Source organism: Plantactinospora sonchi (genome assembly GCF_036422035.1).
Taxonomy (GTDB): domain Bacteria; phylum Actinomycetota; class Actinomycetes; order Mycobacteriales; family Micromonosporaceae; genus Plantactinospora; species Plantactinospora sonchi.
Genome location: NZ_JAZGQK010000007.1, coordinates 28,043 through 51,801 on the forward strand (window position 1 = coordinate 28,043; position 23,759 = coordinate 51,801).

Here is a 23,759-nt window from a genome sequence, read left to right on the forward strand (position 1 = left end):
CGGCCCCTTGCCGGGTTCAGTGGACGTAGGGCCATCCGGCGGCGTCGTAGCCGAGCAGGTTGATGCCGAGCAGGGATCTGCCGTTGTCGGCGTAGTAGTGGTAGAAGAGGACGTCGCCGTCGGTGTCGGCGAGCACGGCCTGGTGGCCGGGCCCGTGCACGCTGCCGTGTCCGGCCAGCACCTCGGTGCCGCCGCCGGAGGTCATGGCGACGCCGTTGCGGTCGACGAACGGGCCGGTCGGGCTGGTCGACCGGCCGACCATCACCCGGTAGGTGCTCGACGCGCCCCGGCAGCAGAGGTCGAACGAGACGTACAGGTAGTGGTAGCCGCCCCGGCTGACGATGACCGGGGCCTCGATCGCGCCGCCGTTGCGGCCGGCGATGCTCCGGACGGTGGAGTCGAGCCGTCGTCCGGTGTTCGGGTCGAGCTGGATGAGCTTGATACCGGACCAGAAGGAGCCGAAGCTGAGCCACCACCGGCCCTGGCCGTCCACGAACAGGTTCGGGTCGATCGCGTTGAAGTTGTCCGAGGTCCGGGACTCGATGATCAGGCCCTGGTGGGTCCAGCTGCCGGAGGCGCCGGTGGTGCTGGTGGCGAGGAAGATCGCCGATCGGTTCGAGCCGAAGGTCGAGGCCGAGTAGTAGAGGTGGTAGCGGCCGTTGCGGTAGGTGAGGTCCGGCGCCCAGAGGTTACGACTGCCGTTGGTGTACGTGGTCGTCCAGGACGCGCCGTTGGGGAAGACCGTACCCGCGTTGCGGAAGGCGGTCCGGTCGGTGGAGGTCTTCAGCGCGATGTTGTCCCCGGTGTGCGCGACGAGGTAACCGCCGGACGGCGTCCTGACCACGGTGGGGTCGTGCACACCGATGTCCCCGGTGACCAGTCCCGGGTTCGGGTACGCGGCGGCGGTCGACACGTCCCGGTCAGGGGTGACGGCGGCGGTCGACACGTCCCGGTCAGGGGTGACGGCGGCGGACGCCTCGGACGGCAGGGCGGTCGGGCCGGTGAACGCGAGCAGGGCGGCCAGGAGCAGGGCCGGCCGGCGGTCTCGGGATGCCCGGGCCGGGCCGGGTCTGCGGGTTGCGGTCATCAGGGGTTCCTTCCAGCGGAGGGACCCCGGCCGGGATCGGCGGCCCGGTGCCGCTGACCGGTGTCGTGGCCGGGGCGATGGCGGTGGTGCGCGCCGCTGGTGGGAACGAGGCGGTGGTCGAGGACCTCGCCGCTCGTGGGGCGGCTGGACCGGGCGGGGTGGCCGGCCGGGGACGCCGACAGCTCCGCTCGACTACCGATGCTCGACGAACACGGGTCCGGGGACGACCCGGAGAGGTTGCCCTGATCGTCGCACATCGATGTCTCTGATGGTATGTGGACGGTGGCCGAGGGGCAAGAACGTTTCAATCGGCGCCACCCGAGGCGCCGACTCCAGGAACCGCCCGGTTGCCTCTTGTTGCCGCTCCGGGGCGGCTGCGAGGCGGCGGAAGCCGGCGCTGTATCGGTTCAAGCTCCGGCAGAAAGAACGGGTCCGGCCACCCCGTGGGAGGTGGCCGGACCCGTGTGGTCGTACCCGGTGGTGGCCCGGCGTCAGCGGGCGGCGCCGGCGCGGCGCTTGGTCCAGACGTCGAAGGCGACGGCGGCCAGCAGGACCAGGCCCTTGACCAGCATGACCCGCTCCGACGGCGCGTTCAGCAGGGACATGCCGTTGTTGATCACACCCATGATCAGGCCACCGGTGATGGCGCCGACGATCCGACCGACCCCGCCCTGGACCGCGGCGCCGCCGATGAAGGCCGCCGCGATCGCGTCCAGTTCGAACTGGTTGCCGGCGACCGGGTTGGCCTGGTTGAGCCGGCCGGCGAAGATGACCCCGGCGAGGGCGGCGAGCACGCCCATGTTGACGAAGAGCCAGAAGATCACCGACTTCACCTTGACGCCGGAGAGCGTCGCGGCGTGGAGGTTGCCGCCGACCGCGTAGATCTGGCGGCCGAAGACGGACCGGTTGGTCAGCACCGAGTAGCCGATCACCAGCCCGGTCAGCAGCACCAGCACCCAGGGCAGGTTGCGGAACCGGGCGAGCTGCACGACCACGAAGAGCAGCACGATCGACGGCATGATGATCCGGAGCAGGAAGACCGGCATCGGGTCGACGGTCTGCTGGTAGCGGATCCGTCCGGCCCGGGCCCGCCACTGGGTGGTGGCGATGCCGGCGACCGCGACCAGGCCGATCAGCAGGCTGAACAGGTCGGCGCCGCCGAGCGGTCCGAGGCCGACGTTGCCGAGGTACCCGGAGGTGAAGCCGTTGGAGAGGGTACGCAGCTCGTCGGGGAACGGGCCGATGCCCTGGTTGCCGAGCGTGGTCAGGGTCAGGGCCCGGAACAGCAGCATGCCGGCGAGGGTGACGATGAACGCCGGAATGCCGAAGTACGCGATCCAGAAGCCCTGCCAGGCGCCGATCAGACCGCCGACGACCAGGGTGATCAGCAGTGCCAGCGGCCACGGTACGCCGTGGTTGACGGTCAGTACGGCGGTGACCGCGCCACAGACCGCCACCACCGAGCCGACCGAGAGGTCGATGTGTCCGGCGATGATGATCATGATCATCCCGATCGCCAGGATCAGGATGTAGGAGTTCTGTACCACGATGTTGCTGATGTTCTGCGGCTGCAGCATGTCGCCGCCGGTCAGCACCGAGAACAGTACGACGATGAAGGCGAAGGCGATGTAGATGCCGCTCTGCCGCAGGTTGATGGTGAACCGGCGGGGAGCCCCGGACGGTGTGCCCGGGGCGGCCGGATTGTTGTCGACCGCGAGGTCGGCGTTGGTCGGTGCGACGCTGGTCATCGCGGTCTACTCCTGTCCCTTGGTCATGTATGTCATGAGGCGCTCCTGGGTGGCCTCCGCCCGGGGCACCTCGCCGGTGATCCGGCCGGCCGAGAGCGTGTAGATCCGGTCGGAGAGCCCGAGCAGCTCGGGCAGTTCGGAGGAGATCAGCAGGATCGCCTTCCCCTCGTCGGCCAGCCGGTTGATGATCGTGTAGATCTCGTACTTGGCGCCGACGTCGATGCCCCGGGTCGGCTCGTCGAGGATCAGCACGTCCGGATCCGTAAAGATCCACTTGGACAGTACGACCTTCTGCTGGTTTCCGCCGGACAGGTTCCCGGTCACGCTGAGCACGTTCGGTGCCTTGATGTTCAGGTCCCGTCGGAAACCGTCGGCGACCTGGTACTCCCGGTTGTCGTCCACCCAGCCCCGACGGGCCAGTTTGCCCAGGGCGGACGCGGAGACGTTCCGCTTGATGTCCTCGATCAGGTTCAGGCCGTACCGCTTGCGGTCCTCGGTGGCGTACGCGATGCCGTGCCGGATCGCGTCCCGGACGCTGCGCAGCTCGATCGGCTGACCGTCCTTGACGATCCGCCCGGAGATCCGGTGCCCGTACGACCGGCCGAACACACTCATCGCCAGCTCGGTACGGCCGGCGCCCATCAGCCCGGCCAGCCCGACGATCTCACCCCGGCGCAGGGTCAGGTTCACGCCGCTGACCACCCGCCGGTCGTGCTGGACGGGGGAGTGGACCGTCCAGTCCTCGATCCGCAGCACCTCGTCGCCGATCCTCGGCTCGCGCGGCGGGAACCGGTGGTCGAGGTCGCGCCCCACCATCCCGGAGATGATCCGGTCCTCGGTCACCTCGTCGGCCGCCATGTCCAGGGTCTCGATGGTGCGACCGTCCCGGAGGATGGTGATCGAGTCGGCGATCGAGATCACCTCGTTCAGCTTGTGCGAGATGATCACACAGGTGATGCCCTCGTCGCGCAGACCCCGGAGCAGGTCGAGCAGGTGCGCCGAGTCCTCGTCGTTGAGCGCGGCCGTCGGCTCGTCGAGGATCAGCAGCCGTACCTCCTTGGAGAGCGCCTTGGCGATCTCGACGAGCTGCTGCTTGCCCACCCCGATGTCGGAGACCGTGGTGGTCGGGTTCTCGGCCAGGCCGACCCGCGCGAGCAGCTGCGCGGCCTCGTGGTTGGTCCGGTTCCAGTCGATCAGGCCACGCCGGGCCCGTTCGTTGCCAAGGAAGATGTTCTCCGCGATCGACAGCTGCGGGGCGAGCGCCAGCTCCTGGTGGATGATGACGATGCCGCGCTGCTCGCTGTCCCGGACGCCGGAGAACCGGCACGGCTCGCCGTCGAAGACGATCTCGCCCTCGTACGTCCCGTGCCGGTAGACGCCGGACAGCACCTTCATCAGCGTGGACTTGCCGGCGCCGTTCTCGCCGCAGATGGCATGGATCTGTCCCCGGCGCACCGACAGGTTGACGTCCTGCAACGCCTTGACTCCGGGAAAGGACTTGGTGATGCCGCGCATCTGCAGGATGTGGTCGCTCATGGTCCTCACTGCTTTCCGCGGGTGCCCATGACGGGACCCGCCCCGTGGCCGACGGCCACGGGGCGGGACCGCCGGGTCAGCTCAGGTCCGCCTGGGTGTAGTAGCCGCTGTCGATCAGCGCCTGCTTGTAGTTGTTCTTGTCGACGATCACCGGGTCGAGCAGGTACGACGGCACCACCTTGTTGCCGTTGTCGTAGTCCTTGGTGTTGTTGACCTCCGGCGTACCGCCCTTGAGCAGCGCGTCGGCCATCTTCACGGTGACCTCGGCGAGCTTGCGGGTGTCCTTGTAGATGGTCGAGAACTGCTCGTTGGCGATGATCGACTTCACCGACGCCTTCTCCGCGTCCTGACCGGTCACCACCGGGTACGGCTGCCCGGACACACCGTAGCCGGCGCTCTTCAGCGCGGACAGGATGCCGATCGACAGACCGTCGTACGGCGACAGCACGCCGTCGACCTTCGCCCCGCTGCGGTAGGTGGAGGTGAGCACGTCCTCCATCCGCTTCTGCGCGGTACCCGGGTCCCAGCGCAGGATCGCCACGGTCTTGAAGTCGGTCTGACCGCTGGCCACCTTGAGGGTGCCCTTGTCGATGTACGGCTTCAGCACGCTCATCGCCCCGTTGAAGAAGAACGTGGCGTTGTTGTCGTCCGGCGAACCGGCGAACAGCTCCACGTTGAACGGCCCCTTCGCCTCGCCCGGGGTGCCGTCCTCCTTCAGCAGCTTCAGCCCGACCAGCAGCGAGGTCGCCTGCTGCACGCCGACCTTGAAGTTGTCGAAGGTGGCGTAGTAGTCGACGTTCGGGCTGTTGCGGATCAGCCGGTCGTAGGCGATGACCGGGATGTTGGCGGCCTTGGCCTGCTCCAGCTGGCTGGTCAGCGCGGTCCCGTCGATGGACGCGATGATCAGCAACTTGGCGCCCTTGGTGATCTGGTTCTCCAGCTGGTTCACCTGGGTCGGGATGTCGTCCTCCGCGTACTGGAGGTCGACCTTGTAGCCGAGCGCCTCGAGCTGCCGCTTGACGTTGTCACCGTCCGCGACCCAACGCTCGGAGCGCTTGGTCGGCATGGTGACGCCGATCAGGGCGCCCGCGTTGTCCCCGGCCTTGGGCTTCTCGTCCACCGACTTGGTGCTGGAGCCGCAGGCGGACAGGGCGGCGGCCAGCGTGACGGCGGTCGCCGCAGTCACGAGCCGTGCGAACTTCATTGTTCTCTCCTTCATCGGTGGCGGCGCGTGGGCCGGAAGCCGGTCACGAACGCGTCGGTCGGTGCGGTGCCGACCGCCGGGACGGCGGTCAGCGGTTGGTCGGTATGCCCTGGGCGAGCCGGTGGTAAGCCTGGTTCCAGCGCATCCGGTCCCGGAAGTCGACGGTGGTGGTGTTGTCGTCGATCAGCAGCAGCTCGGTGTGCAGCATCTCGGCGAAGTCGCGCAGCGGTTCGGCACCGACCGCCTGGGTCAGCACGGTGTGGTGCGGGCCGCCGGCGGTCAGCCAGGCCTCGGCGGAGGTGGACAGGCTGGGCGCGGGCTTCCACACCGCCCGGGCGACCGGCAGGTTGGGCAGCGGCTCGTCCGGCGCGACCACCTCGACCTCGTTGGCCACCAGCCGGAACCGGTCACCGAGATCGACCATGCCGATCACCACCGCCGGACCCGGGGCGGCGTCGAAGACCAGCCGGACCGGGTCCTCCCGGCCGCCGATGCTCAGCGGGTGGATCTCGCAGGACGGCTGCCCGCCGGCGATGCTCGGGCAGACCTCCAGCATGTGCGCGCCGAGGATCTTCGGTTCACCCGGTCCGAAGTGGTAGGTGTAGTCCTCCATGAACGAGGTGCCCCGGCCGGTGCCGGTGCCCATCGCCTTCACCCCGGCCAGCAGCGCGGACGTCTTCCAGTCACCCTCGCCGCCGAAGCCGTACCCGTCGGCCATCAGCCGCTGCACGGCCAGGCCGGGCAGCTGACGCAGCCCGCCCAGGTCCTCGAAGTTGGTGGTGAAGGCGCCGAAGTCACCGGCGGTCAGGAACTGCCGCAGCCCCGCCTCGATCCGCGCCGCGTAGCGCAGCGAGTCGTGCCGCTCACCGCCCCGGGCCAGCTCCGGGGCCAGCCGGTAGGCGTCGGCGTACTCGGCGACCAGCGCGTCGACCGTCCGGTCCTCCACCGCGTCCACGGCGGCGACCAGGTCGTTGACCCCGTAGGTGTTGACCGAGAAGCCGAACCGCAGCTCGGCCTCGACCTTGTCACCCTCGGTGACGGCCACGTCCCGCATGTTGTCGCCGAACCGGGCCAGCCGCAGCCCGCGCAGGTGCGTGACACCGGCCGCGGCCCGAGCCCAGCCGTCGATCCGCTCGACCGTACGCGGGTCCGAGACGTGCCCGGCGACGGTCTTGCGGGCCACCCCGAGCCGGGTCTGCACAAAACCGAACTCCCGGTCCCCGTGCGCGGCCTGGTTGAGGTTCATGAAGTCCATGTCGATGGACTGCCAGGGCAGGCTCACGTTGAGCTGGGTGTGCAGGTGCAGCAGCGGCTTGCGGAGCGCGTCGAGACCGGTGATCCACATTTTGGCCGGGGAGAACGTGTGCATCCAGGCGATCACGCCGATGCAGGACGGGTCGGCGTTCGCGGCCAGCATCACCTGCCGGATCGCCGCCGCGTCGGTGAGGACCGGCTGCCACACCAGTTCGGCGGAGAGCCGGCCGGACGAGACCAGTTCACGCTGGATGCGTTGGGACTGGTCGGCGACCTGCGCCAGCGTCTCCGGACCGTACAGGTGCTGGCTTCCGGTGAGGAACCAGACCTGTGGCTTGTTGCTGCTCGGCATGACGGACCCTCCGGTCGATGGCACGGTTCACTGCCCGTAGGCGTTCTGGTAACGCGCGTAGAGCGCGTCGACGTCCCGTTCGGCGATCGGCAGCGGCGTGCCGAGTTGGCGGGCGATGTGCACGGTGCGGGCCACGTCCTCGCACATCACGGCCGCCTTCACCGCCGCCTTCGCGGTGGCGCCGATGGTGAACACCCCGTGGTTGCGCATCAGCACCGCCGGTGAGCGGTGCCCGGCGAGGGTCTGCACGATGCCCTGGCCGATCGAGTCGTCGCCGATCAGCGCGAACGGCCCGACCGGGATCTCACCGCCGAACTCGTCGGCGATCGCCGTGAGTACGCAGGGGATCGGCTCAGCCCGGGCCGCCCAGGCGGTGGCGTACGTCGAGTGGGTGTGCACCACGCCACCGACGTGCGGCATGTGCTGGTAGACGTACGCGTGCGCGGCGGTGTCCGAGGACGGCGAGAGGTCGCCGTCGACGAGCGTCCCGGCCAGGTCGGTCACCACCATGTTCGCCGGGCTGATCTCGTCGTAGGCGACACCGGAGGGCTTGATCACCAGCAGGTCGGCGCCCGGCACCCGGGCCGACACGTTGCCGGAGGTCCACGCCACCAGCTGGTTGCGGGGCAGCTCCGCGTGCAGGGCGGCGACCTCGCGGCGGAGTACGGCGATGGTGTCGGCGACCGCCGCGACGGCCGCGCTCACCGGGTCACCAGCTCGTCGGTGGTCGTGGTGCCCCGCTCCGCCTCGCCGAGCGCCCGGCGCTGAATACGGCGCAGTCTGCGCATGACCGTGTTCCCTCCCCGTCCGAAGTGGTCGTGCAGTTCCCGGTACTCGTGGTAGAGCTCGTCGTAGCGCGCGGCGGCGGCCTCGTCCGGCTGGTAGACACCCCGTTCGACGCCGCCCATCCGCGCGGCGGCGGCCCGGATGTCCGGGTACGCGCCGGCGGCGACCGCGGCGTGGATCGCCGAGCCGAGGGCCGGGCCCTGGTCGGAGACGATCCGGGCCAGCGGCAGCCGGGTGACGTCGCTGTAGATCTGCATCAGCAGCTGGTTACGGACCAGTCCGCCGCTGACCACCAGTTCGGTGACCGGCACCCCGGCCTCGGCGAACGTCTCGATGATCGTGCGGGTGCCGAACGCGGTGGCCTCGATCAGCGCGCGGTAGATGTCCTCCGGGCGGGTGGCCAGGGTCTCGCCGACCAGCAGGCCGGAGAGTTCGTGGTCGACCAGCACGGAACGGTTGCCGCTGTGCCAGTCCAGCGCCACCAGACCGTGCTCGCCGATCCGCTGTCGGGCGGCCAACCTGGTCAGGTGCTCGTGTACGGAGATGCCGGCGGCCCGGGCCGCGTCGACGTACTCCGGGGGGACGTGCCGACGGACGAAGTGCGCGAAGATGTCGCCGACGCCGCTCTGGCCGGCCTCGTAGCCCCAGAGTCCCGGGACGATGCCGCCGTGCACCACGCCGCACATGCCGGGGACCTCACGCAGCTCGGCACCGTTCATCACGTGGCAGGTCGAGGTACCCATGATGGCCACCATCTGGCCGGGGTCCAGCGCCTGGCCCGCGGCGGCGGTCACGTGCGCGTCGACGTTGCCGACCGCGACCGCGATCCCGGCCGGCAGGCCGGTCCACCCGGCGGCCCGTGCGGAGAGCGTGCCGGCGCGGGCCCCCAGCTCACCGGTCGGCTGGTCGATCTTGCTGATGAAACCGGCGAAGTCGGGGTTGAGCGCGGCCAGGAACTCCGGGTCGGGGTAGCGGCCGTCCTGCCGGATGCCCTTGTAACCGGCGCTGCAGACGTTGCGGACGTAGCTGCCGGTGAGCTGCCAGACGATCCAGTCGGCGGCCTCCACCCAGTGCTCGGTCGCGGCGTAGACCTCGGCGTCCTCCTCCAGCATCTGCAGACCCTTGGCGAACTCCCACTCCGAGGAGATGAACCCCCCGTAGCGGGGCAGCCACCACTCGTCACGTTCCGCGGCGAGCTGGTTGATCCGGTCGGCCTGCGGCTGTGCGGCGTGGTGGCGCCAGAGCTTGACGTACGCGTGCGGCCGGTCGACGAAGGTGTCCAGTTCCGAGAGCGGTGTCCCGTCGGCCAGGGTCGGGACCATGGTGCACGCGGTGAAGTCGGTCCCGATCCCGATCACCCGGGACGGGTCGACCCCGGCCGCCGCGATCGCGGCCGGCACGGCGGTACGCAGCACCTCGACGTAGTCGCCGGGCACCTGGAGTGCCCAGTCGGGGCCGAGCGGGGTGCCGTCCGGGAGCGCGTCGGTGAGCACGGCGTGCTGGTACTCGTGCACCGCGGAACCGAGTTCGGCGCCGTCGGACACCCGGACCACCACGGCGCGTCCGGAGAGCGTGCCGAAGTCGACTCCGACGACAAGAGCTTCCGACTGGTCATGCGTCATCTGCGGCACCTCGGTGTGCAGGGGGGCGTGCGGCGGACAGCCCCATCGTGACGCACATTGTTATCGCTAACATTTTGCCCGGTCAACCGGGGTAGGTAACGCTTGGGTAACGTTGGCAAGATGGCGGTAACAAGCTGTTCGGCTCGCCGCTTACCGGTGGACAGCGCGGGGCGACAGCCGGAACGCGACTGGCTGAACCGACGCTGTGAGCGGTAACAGGAGCGACCGCCGACGGGGCCCGCGCGACAGGTGCCCCGGCGCTCCGACCCGGCGCGGCGACGGCCCTTCACCCCCTCACCCCGCCCGGCCCGGAAGCAGCGGTCCGACGTCCCCCACCCACCCCCGGCGCCCCGGCCTGCCGGAGCAACGGCCCGACGTCCCGGCCCGCCCCGGGGCTGGACCCCGCGTGGCCCTGACCGGGTCCGGACCGTCGGTGACAACCCGAGGCGTTCGGTGGCCGCCGGCGCTGGCGGTGCGGCGAAGACGATCGGCTCCGGTCCAGTCTGCCCCGTGCTGATCCGGAGCGCCCACCGGGTCGCGGCGGAAGGCGCACGGTGGGCACGCGCCGCCCGGCCGGCGATGACCGGAGCGGGCTCTCCACCACGCGCTGTCGCCGTCGGCTCGCGCGGGTCCCTGTGTCGCCGGTCCGGTGCTCCGCCACCCGCCCTCCGTTCAGCCGAGGACCGCCCAATCATAGCCGTCGATCAGGTCGGGTCGGGTGCCGCACCGGTGCGGAAACGTCGCCCAGTCGCGCCCCCCCCCCCCCCCGCCCCCCCCGGCCCCCCCCCCCCCCCCCCCCCCCCCCGCCCCCCCGCCCCCCCCCCCCCCGCCGCGGCGGGCCCCCGCCCCCCCCCCCCCCCCCGGGGCCCCCACGTCGCCCGATTGAGTCGGTGGTTTCCCGCTGATCGTGACCGACCCGAAGAAGGCAGCGCCTCGAGCGGGCTGACGTAGAGCCCTCGGCGGCAGGGGAGGGACGACCGGCTCGGACCATGCGACGAGACCAGGCGTTCCCAGGTCCCCGCCGTCGTGCGCTGTTCGGGACTGTTCCGAACGCGGCGGCTATTGCCGGAGCACCGAGCGTGATGGTTCGGTGTTTCCAGATGCCACTGCCTTCGGACGTCTGTCGCGGGGAAGGACACAGGTTGGCTGAATTCCATGTTGACGACGCTGGCCTCGCCCAGCTTGCCAAGGCTCTCGAGGAAGCGTTCCTCGACGCATGTCAGATCCAGTACCGACTGGCCAACCACGCGGAGTTGCCACCCGGCGGAGAGGGTCTCCTCAACGCCGTACGGGGTGGTGTGCAGCACACGTACCGGTGGGGGCAGGAGCATACGAAACGGATCGCACTCCTGCTCAGCGACACCGGCCGGGCCGTGGAGTCGGCGGGCAAACGGTACCGGGAGTCCGACGACCGGGCGGCGCAGGCCCTCGACAGCTTCTTCGTGGGGCAGGAGAAGGGGCGGTTCAAGGAGCTTCCACCGCCGCGTACCGGCCGTCTGTTCCAGGACGGTGGCGTGCACGGGGTGGAGTGGTACCTCCAGCCGGGCAACAATCTCCGGGAGCCGCCGAACTTCGAATACCAGTTCAACCACCTGGCCGACACGCTGAGTCCCAGCGCGCACATCCGCAACATCGTCTACCAGATCTTCAACTACGACATCTTCGAATTCTTTCTGCAATGGATCGCCGGAGACTGGAACGGGCTGTGGAGCGCGGGCAGCGAATTCCAGAACGCCGGGGCCGCCGTCGAGTGTCTCGGCAACAACGTCGTCGCCTTCGCCAACGACCTGCCGGCGGTGTGGCGGGGCAACGCGGCCGACGGGTGCCGGGACTACCTGCTGCGCCTCGGGCAGGCGATCAGCGCGCAGGAAGGCGTCTACCGTTCGGTCGGCGCGGAGTACCAGCACGCGGCCAAGTTGGCGTACCAGGAGTTCGAACTGGCCGGCGCGGTGCTGGGCATGTTGCTGGACAAGCTCATCGAGATCGGCATCGCGATCGCGGCCGGCACGGCGACCATCGAGACGGTGGTCGGCGGGGTCATCGGGTACGGCGTCGCCGCCTACCTCATCAAGCAGGCGTACGACCTCTGGACCGAGTTCAACAAGATCTTCGCGAATCTCGACACCATCATCAAGTCGATCAACTACGGCCTGAGCAACGTCAACGGCAGCAACGGAGTGAAGATCTGCGCCCTTCCGCTGCCGCCGGCGCCGTACAAGTTCGCACAGGACAAGGCCGGACCGATCGCGCCGACGGGCTAGGGGAGCGGTACCGACGTGGAGGAACTTCGCCAGGACGAGGTCGTCGACTACCTGCGGCACGGCCTGCTCAGGAACCTCCAGCGCTCGTCCGAGGACGAGATGCTGCGCGAGATCGCCGACGCCGTGCTCTCCGGGCACATCACACTGCGGGAGGCACTCGGCAGCCGGGCGTACGGGGAGGCGCTCGGCGGGCTGCTGGAGAAGGTCGGTGACGACCCGGACGCCCTGTCCCCCGAGGCGCAGGCCCGGTACGCCGAAGAGGCTCGCGGATTCGAGGAACGGCTGGCCACCGAGCAGGGCATCACGATCATCGGCCGCTGAGCTGCCGGCGCCGGCCGGTAAATCCCGGTGCGGAAAAAAGATGAGCCTGATCCGTACTTTGGTTGTCGTTGACAGGTATGCTCCGCCGGTTGCGCCCTACCCCTGCCCGTAGCTCAGACGTCGGCACCGGGTCCGCGATCATATGGAGGATGACGCATGTCCCAAGGTCAGGACTTCTTCGCCCTATCCGAGGACATGATCTCGCGGCCGAACTTCGAGTCGGTACTGCGTGGTTACGACAAGCGACAGGTCGACCAGTACGTGTCGCAGGTCTCCGCCGAGGTGTCGAAGCTGACCGCCGAACGGGGGCAGGCGTACGGCCAACTCCAGCACGTGACCGCACAGATGCAGCAGGTCCAGGCGGAGCTGACCGAGCTGAGCCAGCGGCCGACGCAGGTGGACCGCGCCTCCTTCCGGGACCTCGGTCCGATGGTCGACCAGATCCTGGCCCTGGCCGAGAAGCAGGCCGAGGCGATCGTCAACACCGCCGCGCAGCGGGCGTCGGACCACCAGAACGAGGCCGAACGGCTCCTCGCCGAGAGCCGTGAGCGGGCCGAGAAGTTGATCGCCGACGGCGAGGCCGCCCAGGCGCGTGCCGAGCAGGAGGCGCTGCGGATCAACGAGCAGAGCGCCCAGCAGATCGAGCAGGCGCGCAGTGAGGCCGAGGCGATGGTGGAGGCGGCCCGGATGCGGGTCCACCAGGAGATCGAGGCGGCCCGGGGCCAGACCCAGCAGGAACTGGCCCAGTGGAAGGCCAGCGTGGAGCGAGAGCTCAACGAACGGCGGGCCGCCGCCGAGGCGGAGCTGGCCCGTCAGCAGGGCATGGTCGAGCAGGAGAACGCGGCGCGCCAGGCGGAGACCCAGCAGTACGTGACCGACCTGCGCCGGCACGCCGACGAGCAGGCGGCCGCCGCCCAGCAGCAGATCTCCGCAGTCCAGGAGGAGATCGAGTCCCGGCAGCAGGCGCTGGCCCAGCTCCAGGCGGCCCAGGAGACCGCGCAGCAGCGGCTCGGGCAGTCACGCCAGGAGCGCGCCACGGCGGAACACGAGATCGCCCAGTTGCAGCAGCGTCTCGGCGAGGTTCGCCAGGACCTCACCGCCGAACTCAACCGGCTGGAGGAGGCGCGGCGGGCGGCGGACTCCGCTGAACGGCACGCCATGGAGGTCCGGGCCCGGGTGCAGCGCGAGGCGAAGCGGGTGGCGGACCGGGCCGCGGCGGCGGTGATGGCCGCGGCGGCGATCAGCGCCGAGACCGGCGAGTACCGGATGGTGGCGGTCCGGGCGGACGCCGCCCGGGCCGCTGTCGAGGAGGCCGCTGAGCCGGTCGCCGCCGAACCGGCGGCCGCGGAGCCGGGCGCCGCCGAGGTCGGCACCGAGGACCACTACCAGCACCAGCTGCCGGTCGCCGCCGAGGTCGGCGCCGACCACCACTACCAGCACCAGCTGCCGGTCGCCGAGAACGGCCGGTTGTAGGTCGCGCGGGCTCCTCGCCCGAGGGGCACTCCTGAGCGGCGCGGCCGAGGACACCACCTCCGGGTGCCATCGAACGGCGGGAACCACCGCCTTCGTCCGGCCCGGTGGGCTAGCTTGCGGAAGAGCCTGCGGTCGCGTCCGCGCGGTTCACCGGCGGCGTCAGCGGGCTGCCAACCGGTCGTACCGGAGAAGCGGCCTCCCCGTCGTCGCCGGTTGCGGAAGCGGTCCCTTCTGCCAGGTCAGCCGGGCCGTGCGCGGTGCGTCGGTGGGTGACGCGGGACACCGGGCGAAACGGATCGTGAAATAGGTGAACGGGCTATGGTTATTTCATTGGTCCGTGAGGCGCCGGAGCGCGGCTCGGACCGGCACGAAGACCGGAGCACGTCACCGAGGAGGGGCCATGGCCGCATCCGCGCTGTCCTACGAGGTTCTCGTTTCGGACGGTCCGGCCCGAGCGGGTGATCAGCGCATGCCGGACGGGTCGCCGATGTACTGGAACCCGCTCTCGTCCACGCTGATCTACGGGTCGGAGGAGGCGCTCCTGGTCGACCCGCCGTTCACCCGCGAGCAGATCCGGAAGGTGGGTGACTGGATCGAAGGGTCCGGCAGGCGGCTCGCGTACGTCTACGCCACCCACGGACACGGCGACCACTGGTTCGGCACCGCTGAGCTGCTCAAGCGCTTCCCCGGCGCCATCGCCTACGCGACGCCCGGCACCATCGGGGTCATGCACCAGCAGGCCACCGTCGGGCGCGAGCAGTTGTTCGACCGGATCTTCCCGGGACTGATTCCGGAAACACCGGTCGTCGCCGTGCCGGTTCCCGCCGAGGGATTCCTCCTTGAGGGCAACCCCGTCCAGGTGGTCGAGACCGGGCACACCGACACCGACCGGACCACGGTGCTGCACGTGCCCTCGATCGGCCTCGTGGTGGCCGGTGACGTCGTCTACAACGGAGTACACCAGTACATCCTGGAGACCCCCGACGGCGGTCTGCGGAAATGGATCAGCGCCCTCGACCGCGTCGAACAACTCGCGCCCCGCGCCGTCGTCGCCGGCCACAAGAACCGGGACCGTTCCGACGACCCGGCCTGCATCGACCAGACCCGGAAGTACCTGCTGGACGTGGAGCGGTTGCTGGTGGAGAAGTCGACCGCCCGGGAGTTCTTCGACGAGATGGTCAGGCTCTACCCGGACTGGGTCAACCCGGGACCGGCGTGGTACGGGGCGCTCGGGCTGATCGGGAAATGACCTGGTGATGCCCCCGGTACCCAACCCCACGGCCGGGTTCCCGACACCGTGGCCGGCCACCGCGAGATACGACCTCGACCATGCTCCGGACGGCCTCGGGTTCGTCCAGGATCTGCTCAACACGGTCGGCGCCGGAGTGCCACGACAACCGGACCTCCTCGAAGACCTGACGAGTGCGACCCGGTGGGCACACGACGCGGCCGCCCGGTGGTCGGCGGTCACCGGACGGCCGGTGGACGAGATCGTGCTCGACCTCGACGGGCTCCGGGAACTGCGGACCTTCCGCGACCAACTGGGGCAGGAGATCGATGCCCGGATCCATGCCGGGTCGGACCCCGGGCGCCCCGGAGCCGGAACCGCCGACCGCATCCCGACCGCACCCCGGACCACCGGCGCCACGCTCCGACTCGACGAGCACGGGTCCGTCCGGCTCGAACCGGCCGGGACCGGGGCCGACCTGCTGATCTCGGTCGCCCTGGCGGCACTGTTCGAGGCGCAGCTCGGCGACGTCCGGCGTCGGCTCAAAACCTGCCGCAACCCCCGCTGCCGCGTGGCCTTCTACGACCGCTCGCGCAACAACAGCGGGGTCTGGCACTCCGTACGCGTCTGCGGGTACCCGACCAACCTGCGCGCACACCGGGCGCGTCGGCGGCAGGGATTCGGCGACGACGACCGGCTCGGGCCCGCCGACGTACGTTGACCAGGTCGACAGGGGTCGCTCGGCGTGCCGAGGGTGGGCACTTCGCCGGTGGTTCAGGGGGCGTGACCGGCCGGGCGGTATCGCGGGAAGTCCCTTCTAGACCACTCGGTACCTGCTGTCAAACGTCGCTGTTTCGTCGTCATCGGCCCGGGTTCGCGCTGGGTGAGCGTCGGTACCGGACCGGTGATCGCGCTCCGTGCAACCAAGATCGTGTCCGCGCACCTCGGTAGGCCTTGATCGAATACTTTGGGTGATCAAGCTGATGCGCGCTCACTGTCCGAGATGATGCGCCCTCATTCGTGATCATTGTCTCACTCGACATGTCCTGACAGGACACACACGATGTGTGAGAAATGAGCGGCGTCGCCTCCACCGAGTGGTCTGCCAGCAATGTCCCACTTGACGGAAGCAACGTACTCCGCACCGGGCCGGTTCGGCGACGACGAGGTGGGGTGACGGACCGGTCCCGCGTCACGCGCGACCGGTCGCGGTGTTTCTGACGCGGTGGCGAGCCGGTTCGAGCGAGAGGGAGAGGTAATGGGTGGCTTGTCTCTTGCCGAGCATCTGAGCGGCCAACTGGTCCGCCTGTCCGGGGTTGCCGGGATCGACCCGGGAGCCCCTCTCGAGCTGCTGGCGGAGATCCTCGGACCCGCCGGTCCGCGCCCACTGTCCGAGCCGCCGGCCTGGCCGTCCGATGTGGCCGACGACCACACCCCCGTCGAGTTCTCCCTCGCGTTCAACCAGGGAGAGCCGCCGACGCTGCGGATCCTGGCGGAGGCGTTGGGCTCGCCACCCGACGTACGGACGAACCAGACCGCCGGCTACGGGTTCCTCGACAGCCAGGCACGTCGGTTCGGACTCTCCACGTCCCGGATGGAGCTGGTCCGGGACCTGTTCACGACCGACCAGCCGCAGGGCGAGTTCGCGCTCTGGCACTCGCTGGTGTTCCGGCACCGTCGGCGACCGGAGTTCAAGGTCTACCTCAACCCCGAGGTCCAAGGCGTCGACCGGGCGCCGGACCTGGTGGCGGAGGCGCTGCACCGGCTCGGCCTCGGCACGTCGTACCGGAACCTGCTGGACCACGGCGTGCGCCCCGGCGAGCTGGGCCGTCGGGACCGGCTGACCTTCTTCGCGTTGGACCTGCACGACCGGCCGCACGCCCGCGTCAAGCTCTATCTGAGCCATCACGGCGCCCAGGTGCGGGACGTGGCCCGGGCGGCCGGCGTGGTGGACGGCGTCGACGCCACGGAACTCGCCGAGTTCTGCGCCGTCGCCGGCGGACGCACCGGTCCCTTCGACGGCCGACCGCTGGTCGGCAGCTACACCTTCACCGGCGACGCCGACCGACCGGTCGGATACAGCCTCTACGTGCCGATCCGGAGCTACGTCAGCGACGACGAGGAGGCCCGGGACCGGGTGGCGACCCTGCTCACCCGGTACGGCTTCGACAGCGCCCAGCTCGACCGGGCGATCGCGGCGGTGACACCACGACCACTGCGCGACGGCGTCGGGCTGATCGCCCACGTGTCGCTGCGAATGGGACCGCCCCGACCCGGGGTGACGGTATACCTCTCCGCCGAGGCGTACCGGGTCCGCCCACCGCGTCCCCGCCACCTGCGGCTGACCGGTGACCCGACGGCGCGGCCGGGCGGCCGATCCCAGCCCGGACAACACCTGAGATACGAGGAGCGAGTTGTGTCCGTCCATCCGCGTGTGACCCTGCCGCCGTACCGGATCAAGGTGGTCGAACCGATCCCGTTCCTCACCGCGGAGGAACGTCGGCAGGCCCTCGCGGACGCCGGCTACAACCCGTTCAACCTGCGCGCCGACCAGATCACCATCGACCTGCTCTCCGACTCGGGCACCGGGGCGACCTCGGCGGCCCAGGAGGCGGCGGCCGCGCTCGGCGACGAGTCCTACGCCGGTGCCCGATCCTGGTTCCGGTTCCTCGACGAGGTACGCGACCTCACCGGATATCCGCACATCCTGCCGGTCCACCAGGGCCGGGCCGGCGAGCGGGTGCTCTTCGGCGGCCTGCTGAAACCCGGGCAGCTCTGCATCAGCAACACCCACTTCGACACCACCCACGCCAACGTGACGCTGGCCGGGGCCGAGCCCCGGGACCTGCCCTGCCCGGAGGCCGCCGACCTGGACGACCCGGCCCCGTTCAAGGGCAACATCGACCTCGCCGCACTGGAGCGGGTGCTGACCGGACCCGAGGCGCACCGGGTCGGACTGGTCCTGATGACCATCACCAACAACGGCCTCGGCGCACAGCCGGTCTCGATGGCGAACCTGGAGGCCGTCCGCGAGCTGTGTGGCCGTCACCGGGTGCCGTTCTTCCTGGACGCCGCACGGTTCGCCGAGAACGCCTGGCTGGTCGGCCAGCGGGAGCCGGCGTACCGGGACTGGACACCCCGGCAGATCGCCGCCCGGGCCTTCGCGCTCGCCGACGGCTGCGTGGTCAGCCTCAAGAAGGACGGCCTGTCGGCCATCGGCGGCTTCATCGGACTGCGCGACGACAACCTGCACGCCGCGTGCGAGGCGAACCTGATCGCCACCGAAGGCTTCTCCACCTACGGCGGACTGGCCGGCCACGACCTGGAGCGTCTGGCGCAGGGGCTGCGGGAGGTGGTCGACCCGGCGTACCTGGGAGCCAGGGCGGCGGCGACCGCCCGGCTCGCGCGAATGATCAACGACGCGGGGGTGGACACGGTCCAGCCGCCCGGCATTCACGCCCTGTACCTCAACGCCGGCCGGCTCCTGCCACACCTGTCGCCGCAGGAGTTCCCCGGCCACTCCCTCGGCTGCCAGCTGTACCTCGACGGAGGAATCCGCTGCGCCGAACTCGGGTCGCTCTATCTGGGCCGGATGGACGAGCGGCACCGGCTGGTCACCCCGGCGCGCTTCGAACTCGTCCGGCTGGCCATCCCGCGCCGGGTCTACACCGACGAGCACTTCGAGTACGTCGCCGCGGTCCTGGCCGACATCGCCAAGGATCCCGAGCGGGTCCAGGGCTACCGGATCGTCTCGTCACCGCCCCTGCTGCGGCACTTCAAGGTGCGGCTGGCCCCGGCGACACCGGAGCGCGTCGCCGGATAACCCTGCGGCTCCGCCGGGCCCGTGCGTGGCACCGGCCCCGCCGAACGCTTCTCCCGGTCCTGGTGCCGGCACGGACGCCACCGCGCCGGCACCAGGACCGGGCGGAACCGTGCTCAGCCGGCGACCGGGAGCCGGGCCAGCGCGTGCCGGACCAGTTCGATCAGGGCCTGCTTGCTGGACGCCCGGTCCCGGGCGTCACACCAGAGCAGCGGCACGGCGGGATCCAGCTCCAGCGCCGAGCGGATCTCGTCCTCGGTGTACAGGCACTCGCCGTAGAACCGGTTCACCGCGGCGACGAAGGGTATGCCGCGCCGCTCGAAGTAGTCGATGGCCGGGAAACTCGTACCGAGCCGCCGGGTGTCGACCAGCACGATCGCACCCACCGCACCCTGGGCCAACTCGTCCCAGATGAACCAGAACCGGTCCTGGCCCGGGGTGCCGAACAGGTAGAGCACCACGTCGGGCGCGATGGTGATCCGCCCGAAGTCCAACGCGACCGTGGTGTTCGTCTTGTCCTCGACGCCGGTCATGTCGTCGACACCGACACTGGCCTGGGTCAGAACCTCTTCGGTGGTCAGGGGTGGGATCTCGCTGACCGATCCGACCAGGGTGGTCTTGCCGGTGCCGAAGCCGCCCGCCACGACGACCTTGACCGATGTACGATCCACGTTCTATCAGTCCCTCTTGTCTTAGAGTCTTTCGAGACCAGCGAGAACTGTCTCCAACAGCCGGCGGTCCGCGATCCGCTGTTGAGCCGGAGACCCGATGCCCAGGTAGCCCTGATCAAGGAGCACGTCGACCATCACCTTGGTGATGGTGAGCGGGCGGTGCAGGTAGGCGCCGATCTCGGCGATCGAGATCCAGCTCAGACAGCGGTTGACGATGTCCCGGTACTCCGGCTCGAGGCGGCTCGTGTCGGCCGGTCGGGCGATGACCTGGGTGGCCAGGTCGAGGTTGGTGTTCCGGGGACTCGTCCGGCCGTTCACGAGGATGTACAACGGAACGAGTCGTCCTGCCTCTGCCTCGTCGTCGCCGTCCCAGGCGTCATGGGTCATGGCAGATGCCCGGGTTGGCCGTTCACCATCGAGGCGACGGAACGCACCTCGGAGCCGAGGTACTCGCCGATCCGGGTGACCAGCCGGCTCATCTCGTAGGCGACCGTACCCATGTCCACGCTCTGCTCGCAGACCACGGCGAGCCGGGCGTTCTTGCCGGCGGCGGCGACGAACAGGGTCTGCCCCTGATATTCGATGATGACCTGTTGGACCGGGCCGCTGTCGAAGCGCCGGCCCATGCCGGCGGCGACGCTGTGCAGCGACGAGGCGCCGGCGGCCAGCAACTCCGCGTCGTCGCGCGGAAGCGATGTGGACTTCTGGACAACCAACCCGTCCGTGGAGAGGACAACCGCATAAACGACATCGGGAATCTCTACAAGACCGTCCAACATCCAGGTCAGGTCATTGTGCGATTTGCCGTTGGTCACGCTTTCCTGCCTTGATCATCAATGGTTGCGGTTTCCTTGGTGTCCGCCGTCCGCCCGGCCGCCCACGCCCGCTGGTACTGCGTGAACCGGCTGCGGGCCTCCTCGGGGGACCGGGCCGGCCCCGCGCCGGGTGAGCCGGTACCCGCCGGGCTCTCGTCGCGGAGCTGGGGGACAAGATGCTGCTGCGGTTGCCGGTGCGGCAGCGGCGGCCGGCTGGCGGCGGGTGTGCCCGCGCCGGCCTCCGGCCCGGCGGCCGGCGGCGGGGTCGTCTGCGGCCCGGCGTCCTGCGGCTCGATGGTCTGTCGTCCGGCGTCCTGCGGCCGGTTCGTCTGCGGAGCGGCCGTCTGCGCGGCGGCGGCCGGCGGCCGGCTACCCGGTGCCGCGCCGCCACCCACCCACGGCCCCCCGCCGGGCTGCGGACCGGCCGGCGGCGGGCCGGCGACGCCCGCCGCACCCGGACCGGTGGGCCGCTGGACGGGCAGCCCGCCCTCGACCGTCCGGACCTCGGCCGACTCCCGCTGCCGGGGAACGCCGGATCCGTTGGTGGCCTGCGGGTTGATCGGTCGCTGGTCGTTCATCGTGCCGCCCGCGCGGTCAGGTCGTCGTCCTTCGCCAGTGTGGGGATTACGCGCCGCCTGGCCCGCACCGTTCAGAGCCGGCGCGATCCCCGGGGCGACGGCGGTGGCGGCGAGGCGCGGATCGTGCCGACCGGCGTCGTCGGCGGCGAGGGCCGCCGGCACCGCTCCGGTGCGACGGGCGCCCTTGTCGCCACGACCCCCGCCACCCTCGGCGGGAATCGCGGTGATGATCCGCTCAGGCAGCAGCACGATCGCCAACAGCCCGCCGTACGCGGAGGTGCGGAGGCTGACCTGGATGCCGTCCCGCTTGGCCAGCTCCGCCACGACGTGCAGACCGATCTGCGCGCCGTCCTTGAGTGCCGTCACGTCCGGGGTGGGCGCGGTCGCCAGCAGCTCGTTCGCCCGCTCCAGGGCGTCCGACTTCATTCCCACACCGGCGTCCTCGATCTCCACCGCGACGCCGCGCTTGACCTCGTTGCAGGTGACCCAGATGGTGGTGCCGGGCGGGGAGAACGCGAGCGCGTTGTCGAGCAGTTCGGCGAGCAGGTGGATGGTCCCGGCCACCGAGTGCCCCAGCAGCGCCACGTCGGGTGCGCTGCGCAGCGTGATCCGCTGGTAGTGCTGGGCCTCCGCGAACGCGGCCAGCATGACCCGGCGGACGGGAACCGGATTCTGGAACCGCCGACCGATCTGCCCACCGGCCAGGATGACCAGGTTCTCCAGGAAGCGCCGGGTCTGGGTGAGCTGGTGGTTGATGTCGAACAGTTCGGTCAGCAGTTTCTCGTCGCCGATCCGGTTCTGCAGGTCCTCGATGACCTTCAGGCCCCGTTGCAGCGGGCGCTGCGGACGACGGGCGACACCCATCAGCATGGCGACACCGGCCGCCCGGGTCTTCGCCTCGTCCACCGCAGCCGCCGCCGCGGCCTGCAGCGACCGGTTGATGACGTCGGCGACCTGACCGATCTCGTCACTGCCGTAGTTCTGGTTGGGCAGCTCGGTATCGAGGTCGACCTTCTCGTGTCGACGCAGCCGCTCCATGATCGCCGGTAGCCGCTCGTCGACGACGACGGCGGCGTCCCTGCCCAGCTGTGCCAGCCGGACCGAGAGAGCCCGGTCCACCAGGACCTGGGACTGACGGATCGCCCACAGGATCGCGGCGACGGCGATGGAGAGCGCGATCAGACTGCCGAGCGAGGCGGTCAGCAACTGGTTGTTACCGGTACGCAGGGCCTGCGCCGAGACCTGGTCGGCCTGGGCGACGGTGAGATTGATCAGGTTGTCGGAGACCTGCCGGCTCAGGGACTCCCAGCGGGACCGGTTCACGGACAGACCCCGAGGGGCGCCGTCACGCCACGTCCCGGCCCCGACGAGTTCGTTCTCCGCCGTGACGAGTCGCGTCCAGGGCTCGCTGGCCGTGATCGCCTCGTACTGCCGGCGGGCGTCGGGCTGCAGGTGTGGTGCCACGTTCTCCAGGGCCGAGTGGTACGCCCCGACCAGCCGGACGAACTCGAGGTGGCTCTGCTGGCTCAGGGTGCGGGAGCCGTAGGCACCGTCGATGATCGACGCGGACCGGGACATCAGGTCGCTGGCCCGGAAGGTTTCGGTGGCCGCGATGCCACCCTGGGCCGCAGTGACGTCGGGGACCACCCGCGCCTGGGTGTCGAAGAGGCCGGTCGCGGCGTCCAGGAGCTGGTTGTAGAAGCCGTAGACCTGTTCGCCACCGGCCGAGCGGGAGTCGATCGTGCTCCGTACGTTCGGCAGCTGGTCGAGCTGGTCGGTGAGCGCGTTCCACCGTGTCCGGATGGACTGGGGTGCGTTGGCCAGCGCCGAGTCGGCGGCGGACCGCAGGGCCGAGAGCAGCTCGTCGGTCCGTCGTCGCTGCTCGAGCAGCCCCTGCAGGTCGTTCGACGGTTGGGCGAGGTAGGCGACGCTCAGCCGTCGTTCCTGTTGCACCGAGGCCATCGCGGGCACCGCGGGGATCGACACCTGCCGGACCCCGTTGGCCACCTCACGGTTGTAGAAGCCCTGGAAGACCAGGTAACCGGAGGCGATGAGCCAGAGCACCATGGCGACGACACTGGGGATCAGGACCAGTCTGACGACCCGCCGTTTGAGAGACTGCTGCCGACCCCGCCGCTTGCTCGACGCCGGCGCCGGATCGGGATTGTCAGAGGCGGGGAGCCGGCTCGCACGGTCGGCCTGATTCTGCGCCAACTTCCATCCAATCATGGGCAACCCGAGAGCACCGACGGGCGTTTACTGCTGCCATCGCCGATGTGTGGGCAACCCTACCGGTCTGTCCGCTCTCGCACTAGCCCGCCGGACTCGCAGTGATGAGTACCTATCGTTGGCACTGGTGGGGCATTGCCGGTGCCGACCCGGAGAGCCGGCCCCAGCGGTTGGTTCGCACACCTGTCCGGTAATTTCTGGCTCTGGTCGTACCGCCCGGACAGGAGAAACTCAGGCATGGGTAAGCGGACAGTTCACGTCTCCGACTTCAGTGGCAAGGTGCTGCGGAGCGCCGACGAGGTGGTGCGCGTTGTTGTGCTCGAGCACCCCGACCTGGTCGCCGGGCCGGTGCAGTTGGAGGCCGAGCCGACCGAGGTCGAGAGCATCGACGACGCCGCGCTGGACGTCGCGGTCGTGGAGATCCACGAGGGTGGGGACGACGGCGAACCCCGACGGGTGGTGCTCACCGCCAGCGAGTTCGACGCGTTGGCCACCGACGTACCGATGGCACAGCTGCTGCGTACGGCCGAGCGGGTACGGCCGGCGAAGACGACCCGGAAGACCGAACGGGTCGACTACGGCACCCTGGCGCACGCCGGCAAGCCACACCGCGGGCGGGTGACCGAGGAGGAGGCCCGGCTGGTCCGCGACCACCTCGACGAGATCAACAAGCGGCTCGCCGACGAGGGGGTCCGGCAGATCGACCCGACCGATCCGGAGCACCTCGCCCGCTACGGCTTCCCGACTCCGGCCTGACCCGCGCAGCGGCCCGGA

Annotated in this window: 18 protein-coding genes; 7 read left to right on the forward strand and 11 right to left on the reverse strand. The window is 70.1% G+C overall.

What is annotated here, in order from left to right:
• Positions 1-16: 16 nt before the first annotated feature.
• From V1633_RS09485 to araB, 7 genes are all read right to left on the reverse strand, one after another.
• Positions 17-1,087 (reverse strand): arabinan endo-1,5-alpha-L-arabinosidase, encoded by a 1,071-nt coding sequence (locus tag V1633_RS09485; RefSeq protein WP_331213846.1) that lies wholly within the window; start codon positions 1,085-1,087, stop codon positions 17-19.
• 491 nt (positions 1,088-1,578) lie between these two features.
• Positions 1,579-2,835 (reverse strand): multiple monosaccharide ABC transporter permease, encoded by a 1,257-nt coding sequence (gene mmsB, locus V1633_RS09490; protein WP_331213847.1) that lies wholly within the window; start codon positions 2,833-2,835, stop codon positions 1,579-1,581.
• Between the two features lie 6 nt (positions 2,836-2,841).
• Positions 2,842-4,371 (reverse strand): multiple monosaccharide ABC transporter ATP-binding protein, encoded by a 1,530-nt coding sequence (gene mmsA / locus V1633_RS09495; RefSeq protein ID WP_331213848.1) that lies wholly within the window; start codon positions 4,369-4,371, stop codon positions 2,842-2,844.
• A gap of 76 nt (positions 4,372-4,447) precedes the next feature.
• Positions 4,448-5,575: a multiple monosaccharide ABC transporter substrate-binding protein gene (gene chvE, locus V1633_RS09500; protein WP_331213849.1), complete on the reverse strand. Its 1,128-nt coding sequence runs from the start codon at positions 5,573-5,575 to the stop codon at positions 4,448-4,450.
• A gap of 88 nt (positions 5,576-5,663) precedes the next feature.
• Positions 5,664-7,181: an L-arabinose isomerase gene (gene araA / locus V1633_RS09505; protein WP_331213850.1), complete on the reverse strand. Its 1,518-nt coding sequence runs from the start codon at positions 7,179-7,181 to the stop codon at positions 5,664-5,666.
• Between the two features lie 27 nt (positions 7,182-7,208).
• The gene (locus tag V1633_RS09510) at positions 7,209-7,886 is read right to left on the reverse strand and encodes an L-ribulose-5-phosphate 4-epimerase (RefSeq protein WP_331213851.1); all 678 of its coding nucleotides are present in this window, start codon (positions 7,884-7,886) and stop codon (positions 7,209-7,211) included.
• Entirely contained in the window at positions 7,883-9,589 is a 1,707-nt protein-coding gene (gene araB, locus V1633_RS09515; RefSeq protein WP_331213852.1) for a ribulokinase, read from the reverse strand. The genes V1633_RS09510 and araB overlap by 4 nt, the downstream gene beginning before the upstream one ends.
• Before the next feature lie 1,142 nt (positions 9,590-10,731).
• Here araB and V1633_RS09520 point away from each other — a divergent pair.
• The 6 genes from V1633_RS09520 (at position 10,732) to V1633_RS09545 (ending at position 18,695) form a co-directional block, all read left to right on the forward strand.
• Positions 10,732-11,850, forward strand: a complete 1,119-nt coding sequence (locus V1633_RS09520; protein WP_331213853.1) for a hypothetical protein — start codon at positions 10,732-10,734, stop codon at positions 11,848-11,850.
• A 15-nt stretch (positions 11,851-11,865) separates the two neighbouring features.
• Entirely contained in the window at positions 11,866-12,171 is a 306-nt protein-coding gene (locus V1633_RS09525) for a hypothetical protein (protein ID WP_331213854.1), read from the forward strand.
• 156 nt (positions 12,172-12,327) lie between these two features.
• Positions 12,328-13,644 (forward strand): hypothetical protein, encoded by a 1,317-nt coding sequence (locus V1633_RS09530; RefSeq protein ID WP_331213855.1) that lies wholly within the window; start codon positions 12,328-12,330, stop codon positions 13,642-13,644.
• 400 nt (positions 13,645-14,044) lie between these two features.
• A complete protein-coding gene (locus tag V1633_RS09535) occupies positions 14,045-14,893 on the forward strand; it encodes an MBL fold metallo-hydrolase (protein WP_331213856.1) in 849 nt (282 codons plus the stop codon).
• A gap of 7 nt (positions 14,894-14,900) precedes the next feature.
• A complete protein-coding gene (locus V1633_RS09540; protein ID WP_331213857.1) occupies positions 14,901-15,593 on the forward strand; it encodes a CGNR zinc finger domain-containing protein in 693 nt (230 codons plus the stop codon).
• Between the two features lie 537 nt (positions 15,594-16,130).
• Entirely contained in the window at positions 16,131-18,695 is a 2,565-nt protein-coding gene (locus tag V1633_RS09545; RefSeq protein WP_331213858.1) for a tryptophanase, read from the forward strand.
• Positions 18,696-18,808: 113 nt separating this feature from the next.
• Here V1633_RS09545 and V1633_RS09550 read toward each other — a convergent pair whose 3' ends face one another.
• From V1633_RS09550 to V1633_RS09565, 4 genes are read right to left on the reverse strand one after another with little or no spacing between them, the layout of a single operon-like run.
• A complete protein-coding gene (locus tag V1633_RS09550) occupies positions 18,809-19,363 on the reverse strand; it encodes a GTP-binding protein (RefSeq protein ID WP_331213859.1) in 555 nt (184 codons plus the stop codon).
• Positions 19,364-19,384: 21 nt separating this feature from the next.
• On the reverse strand, positions 19,385-19,750 hold the full coding sequence (locus V1633_RS09555; RefSeq protein WP_331213860.1) for a DUF742 domain-containing protein: 366 nt from the start codon (positions 19,748-19,750) through the stop codon (positions 19,385-19,387).
• Positions 19,747-20,178, reverse strand: coding sequence for a roadblock/LC7 domain-containing protein (locus V1633_RS09560; RefSeq protein WP_331213861.1), 432 nt, complete (start codon positions 20,176-20,178; stop codon positions 19,747-19,749). Before V1633_RS09560 ends, V1633_RS09555 begins: the two co-directional genes overlap by 4 nt.
• Positions 20,175-22,823 carry a sensor histidine kinase gene (locus tag V1633_RS09565; RefSeq protein ID WP_331213862.1) on the reverse strand — a complete coding sequence of 883 codons (2,649 nt, stop codon included), beginning with the start codon at positions 22,821-22,823 and terminating at the stop codon, positions 20,175-20,177. Before V1633_RS09565 ends, V1633_RS09560 begins: the two co-directional genes overlap by 4 nt.
• A gap of 399 nt (positions 22,824-23,222) precedes the next feature.
• Between V1633_RS09565 and V1633_RS09570 the strand changes: the two genes are divergently transcribed.
• The gene (locus V1633_RS09570; protein WP_331213863.1) at positions 23,223-23,741 is read left to right on the forward strand and encodes a hypothetical protein; all 519 of its coding nucleotides are present in this window, start codon (positions 23,223-23,225) and stop codon (positions 23,739-23,741) included.
• The last annotated feature ends 18 nt before the right edge of the window (positions 23,742-23,759 follow it).

What these genes read in the sequence shown, in the direction of transcription:
- mmsA (WP_331213848.1), bottom strand. Translation starts at nt 4,371, where the DNA reads ATGAGCGACCACATCCTGCAGATGCGCGGCATCACCAAGTCCTTTCCC.
- araB (WP_331213852.1), bottom strand. Translation starts at nt 9,589, where the DNA reads ATGACGCATGACCAGTCGGAAGCTCTTGTCGTCGGAGTCGACTTCGGC.
- V1633_RS09565 (WP_331213862.1), bottom strand. Translation starts at nt 22,823, where the DNA reads ATGGTGCTCTGGCTCATCGCCTCCGGTTACCTGGTCTTCCAGGGCTTC.
- V1633_RS09540 (WP_331213857.1), top strand. Translation starts at nt 14,901, where the DNA reads ATGCCCCCGGTACCCAACCCCACGGCCGGGTTCCCGACACCGTGGCCG.
- V1633_RS09535 (WP_331213856.1), top strand. Translation starts at nt 14,045, where the DNA reads ATGGCCGCATCCGCGCTGTCCTACGAGGTTCTCGTTTCGGACGGTCCG.
- chvE (WP_331213849.1), bottom strand. Translation starts at nt 5,575, where the DNA reads ATGAAGTTCGCACGGCTCGTGACTGCGGCGACCGCCGTCACGCTGGCC.
- V1633_RS09545 (WP_331213858.1), top strand. Translation starts at nt 16,131, where the DNA reads ATGGGTGGCTTGTCTCTTGCCGAGCATCTGAGCGGCCAACTGGTCCGC.
- V1633_RS09570 (WP_331213863.1), top strand. Translation starts at nt 23,223, where the DNA reads ATGGGTAAGCGGACAGTTCACGTCTCCGACTTCAGTGGCAAGGTGCTG.
- araA (WP_331213850.1), bottom strand. Translation starts at nt 7,181, where the DNA reads ATGCCGAGCAGCAACAAGCCACAGGTCTGGTTCCTCACCGGAAGCCAG.
- V1633_RS09485 (WP_331213846.1), bottom strand. Translation starts at nt 1,087, where the DNA reads ATGACCGCAACCCGCAGACCCGGCCCGGCCCGGGCATCCCGAGACCGC.
- V1633_RS09530 (WP_331213855.1), top strand. Translation starts at nt 12,328, where the DNA reads ATGTCCCAAGGTCAGGACTTCTTCGCCCTATCCGAGGACATGATCTCG.
- mmsB (WP_331213847.1), bottom strand. Translation starts at nt 2,835, where the DNA reads ATGACCAGCGTCGCACCGACCAACGCCGACCTCGCGGTCGACAACAAT.
- V1633_RS09555 (WP_331213860.1), bottom strand. Translation starts at nt 19,750, where the DNA reads ATGACCCATGACGCCTGGGACGGCGACGACGAGGCAGAGGCAGGACGA.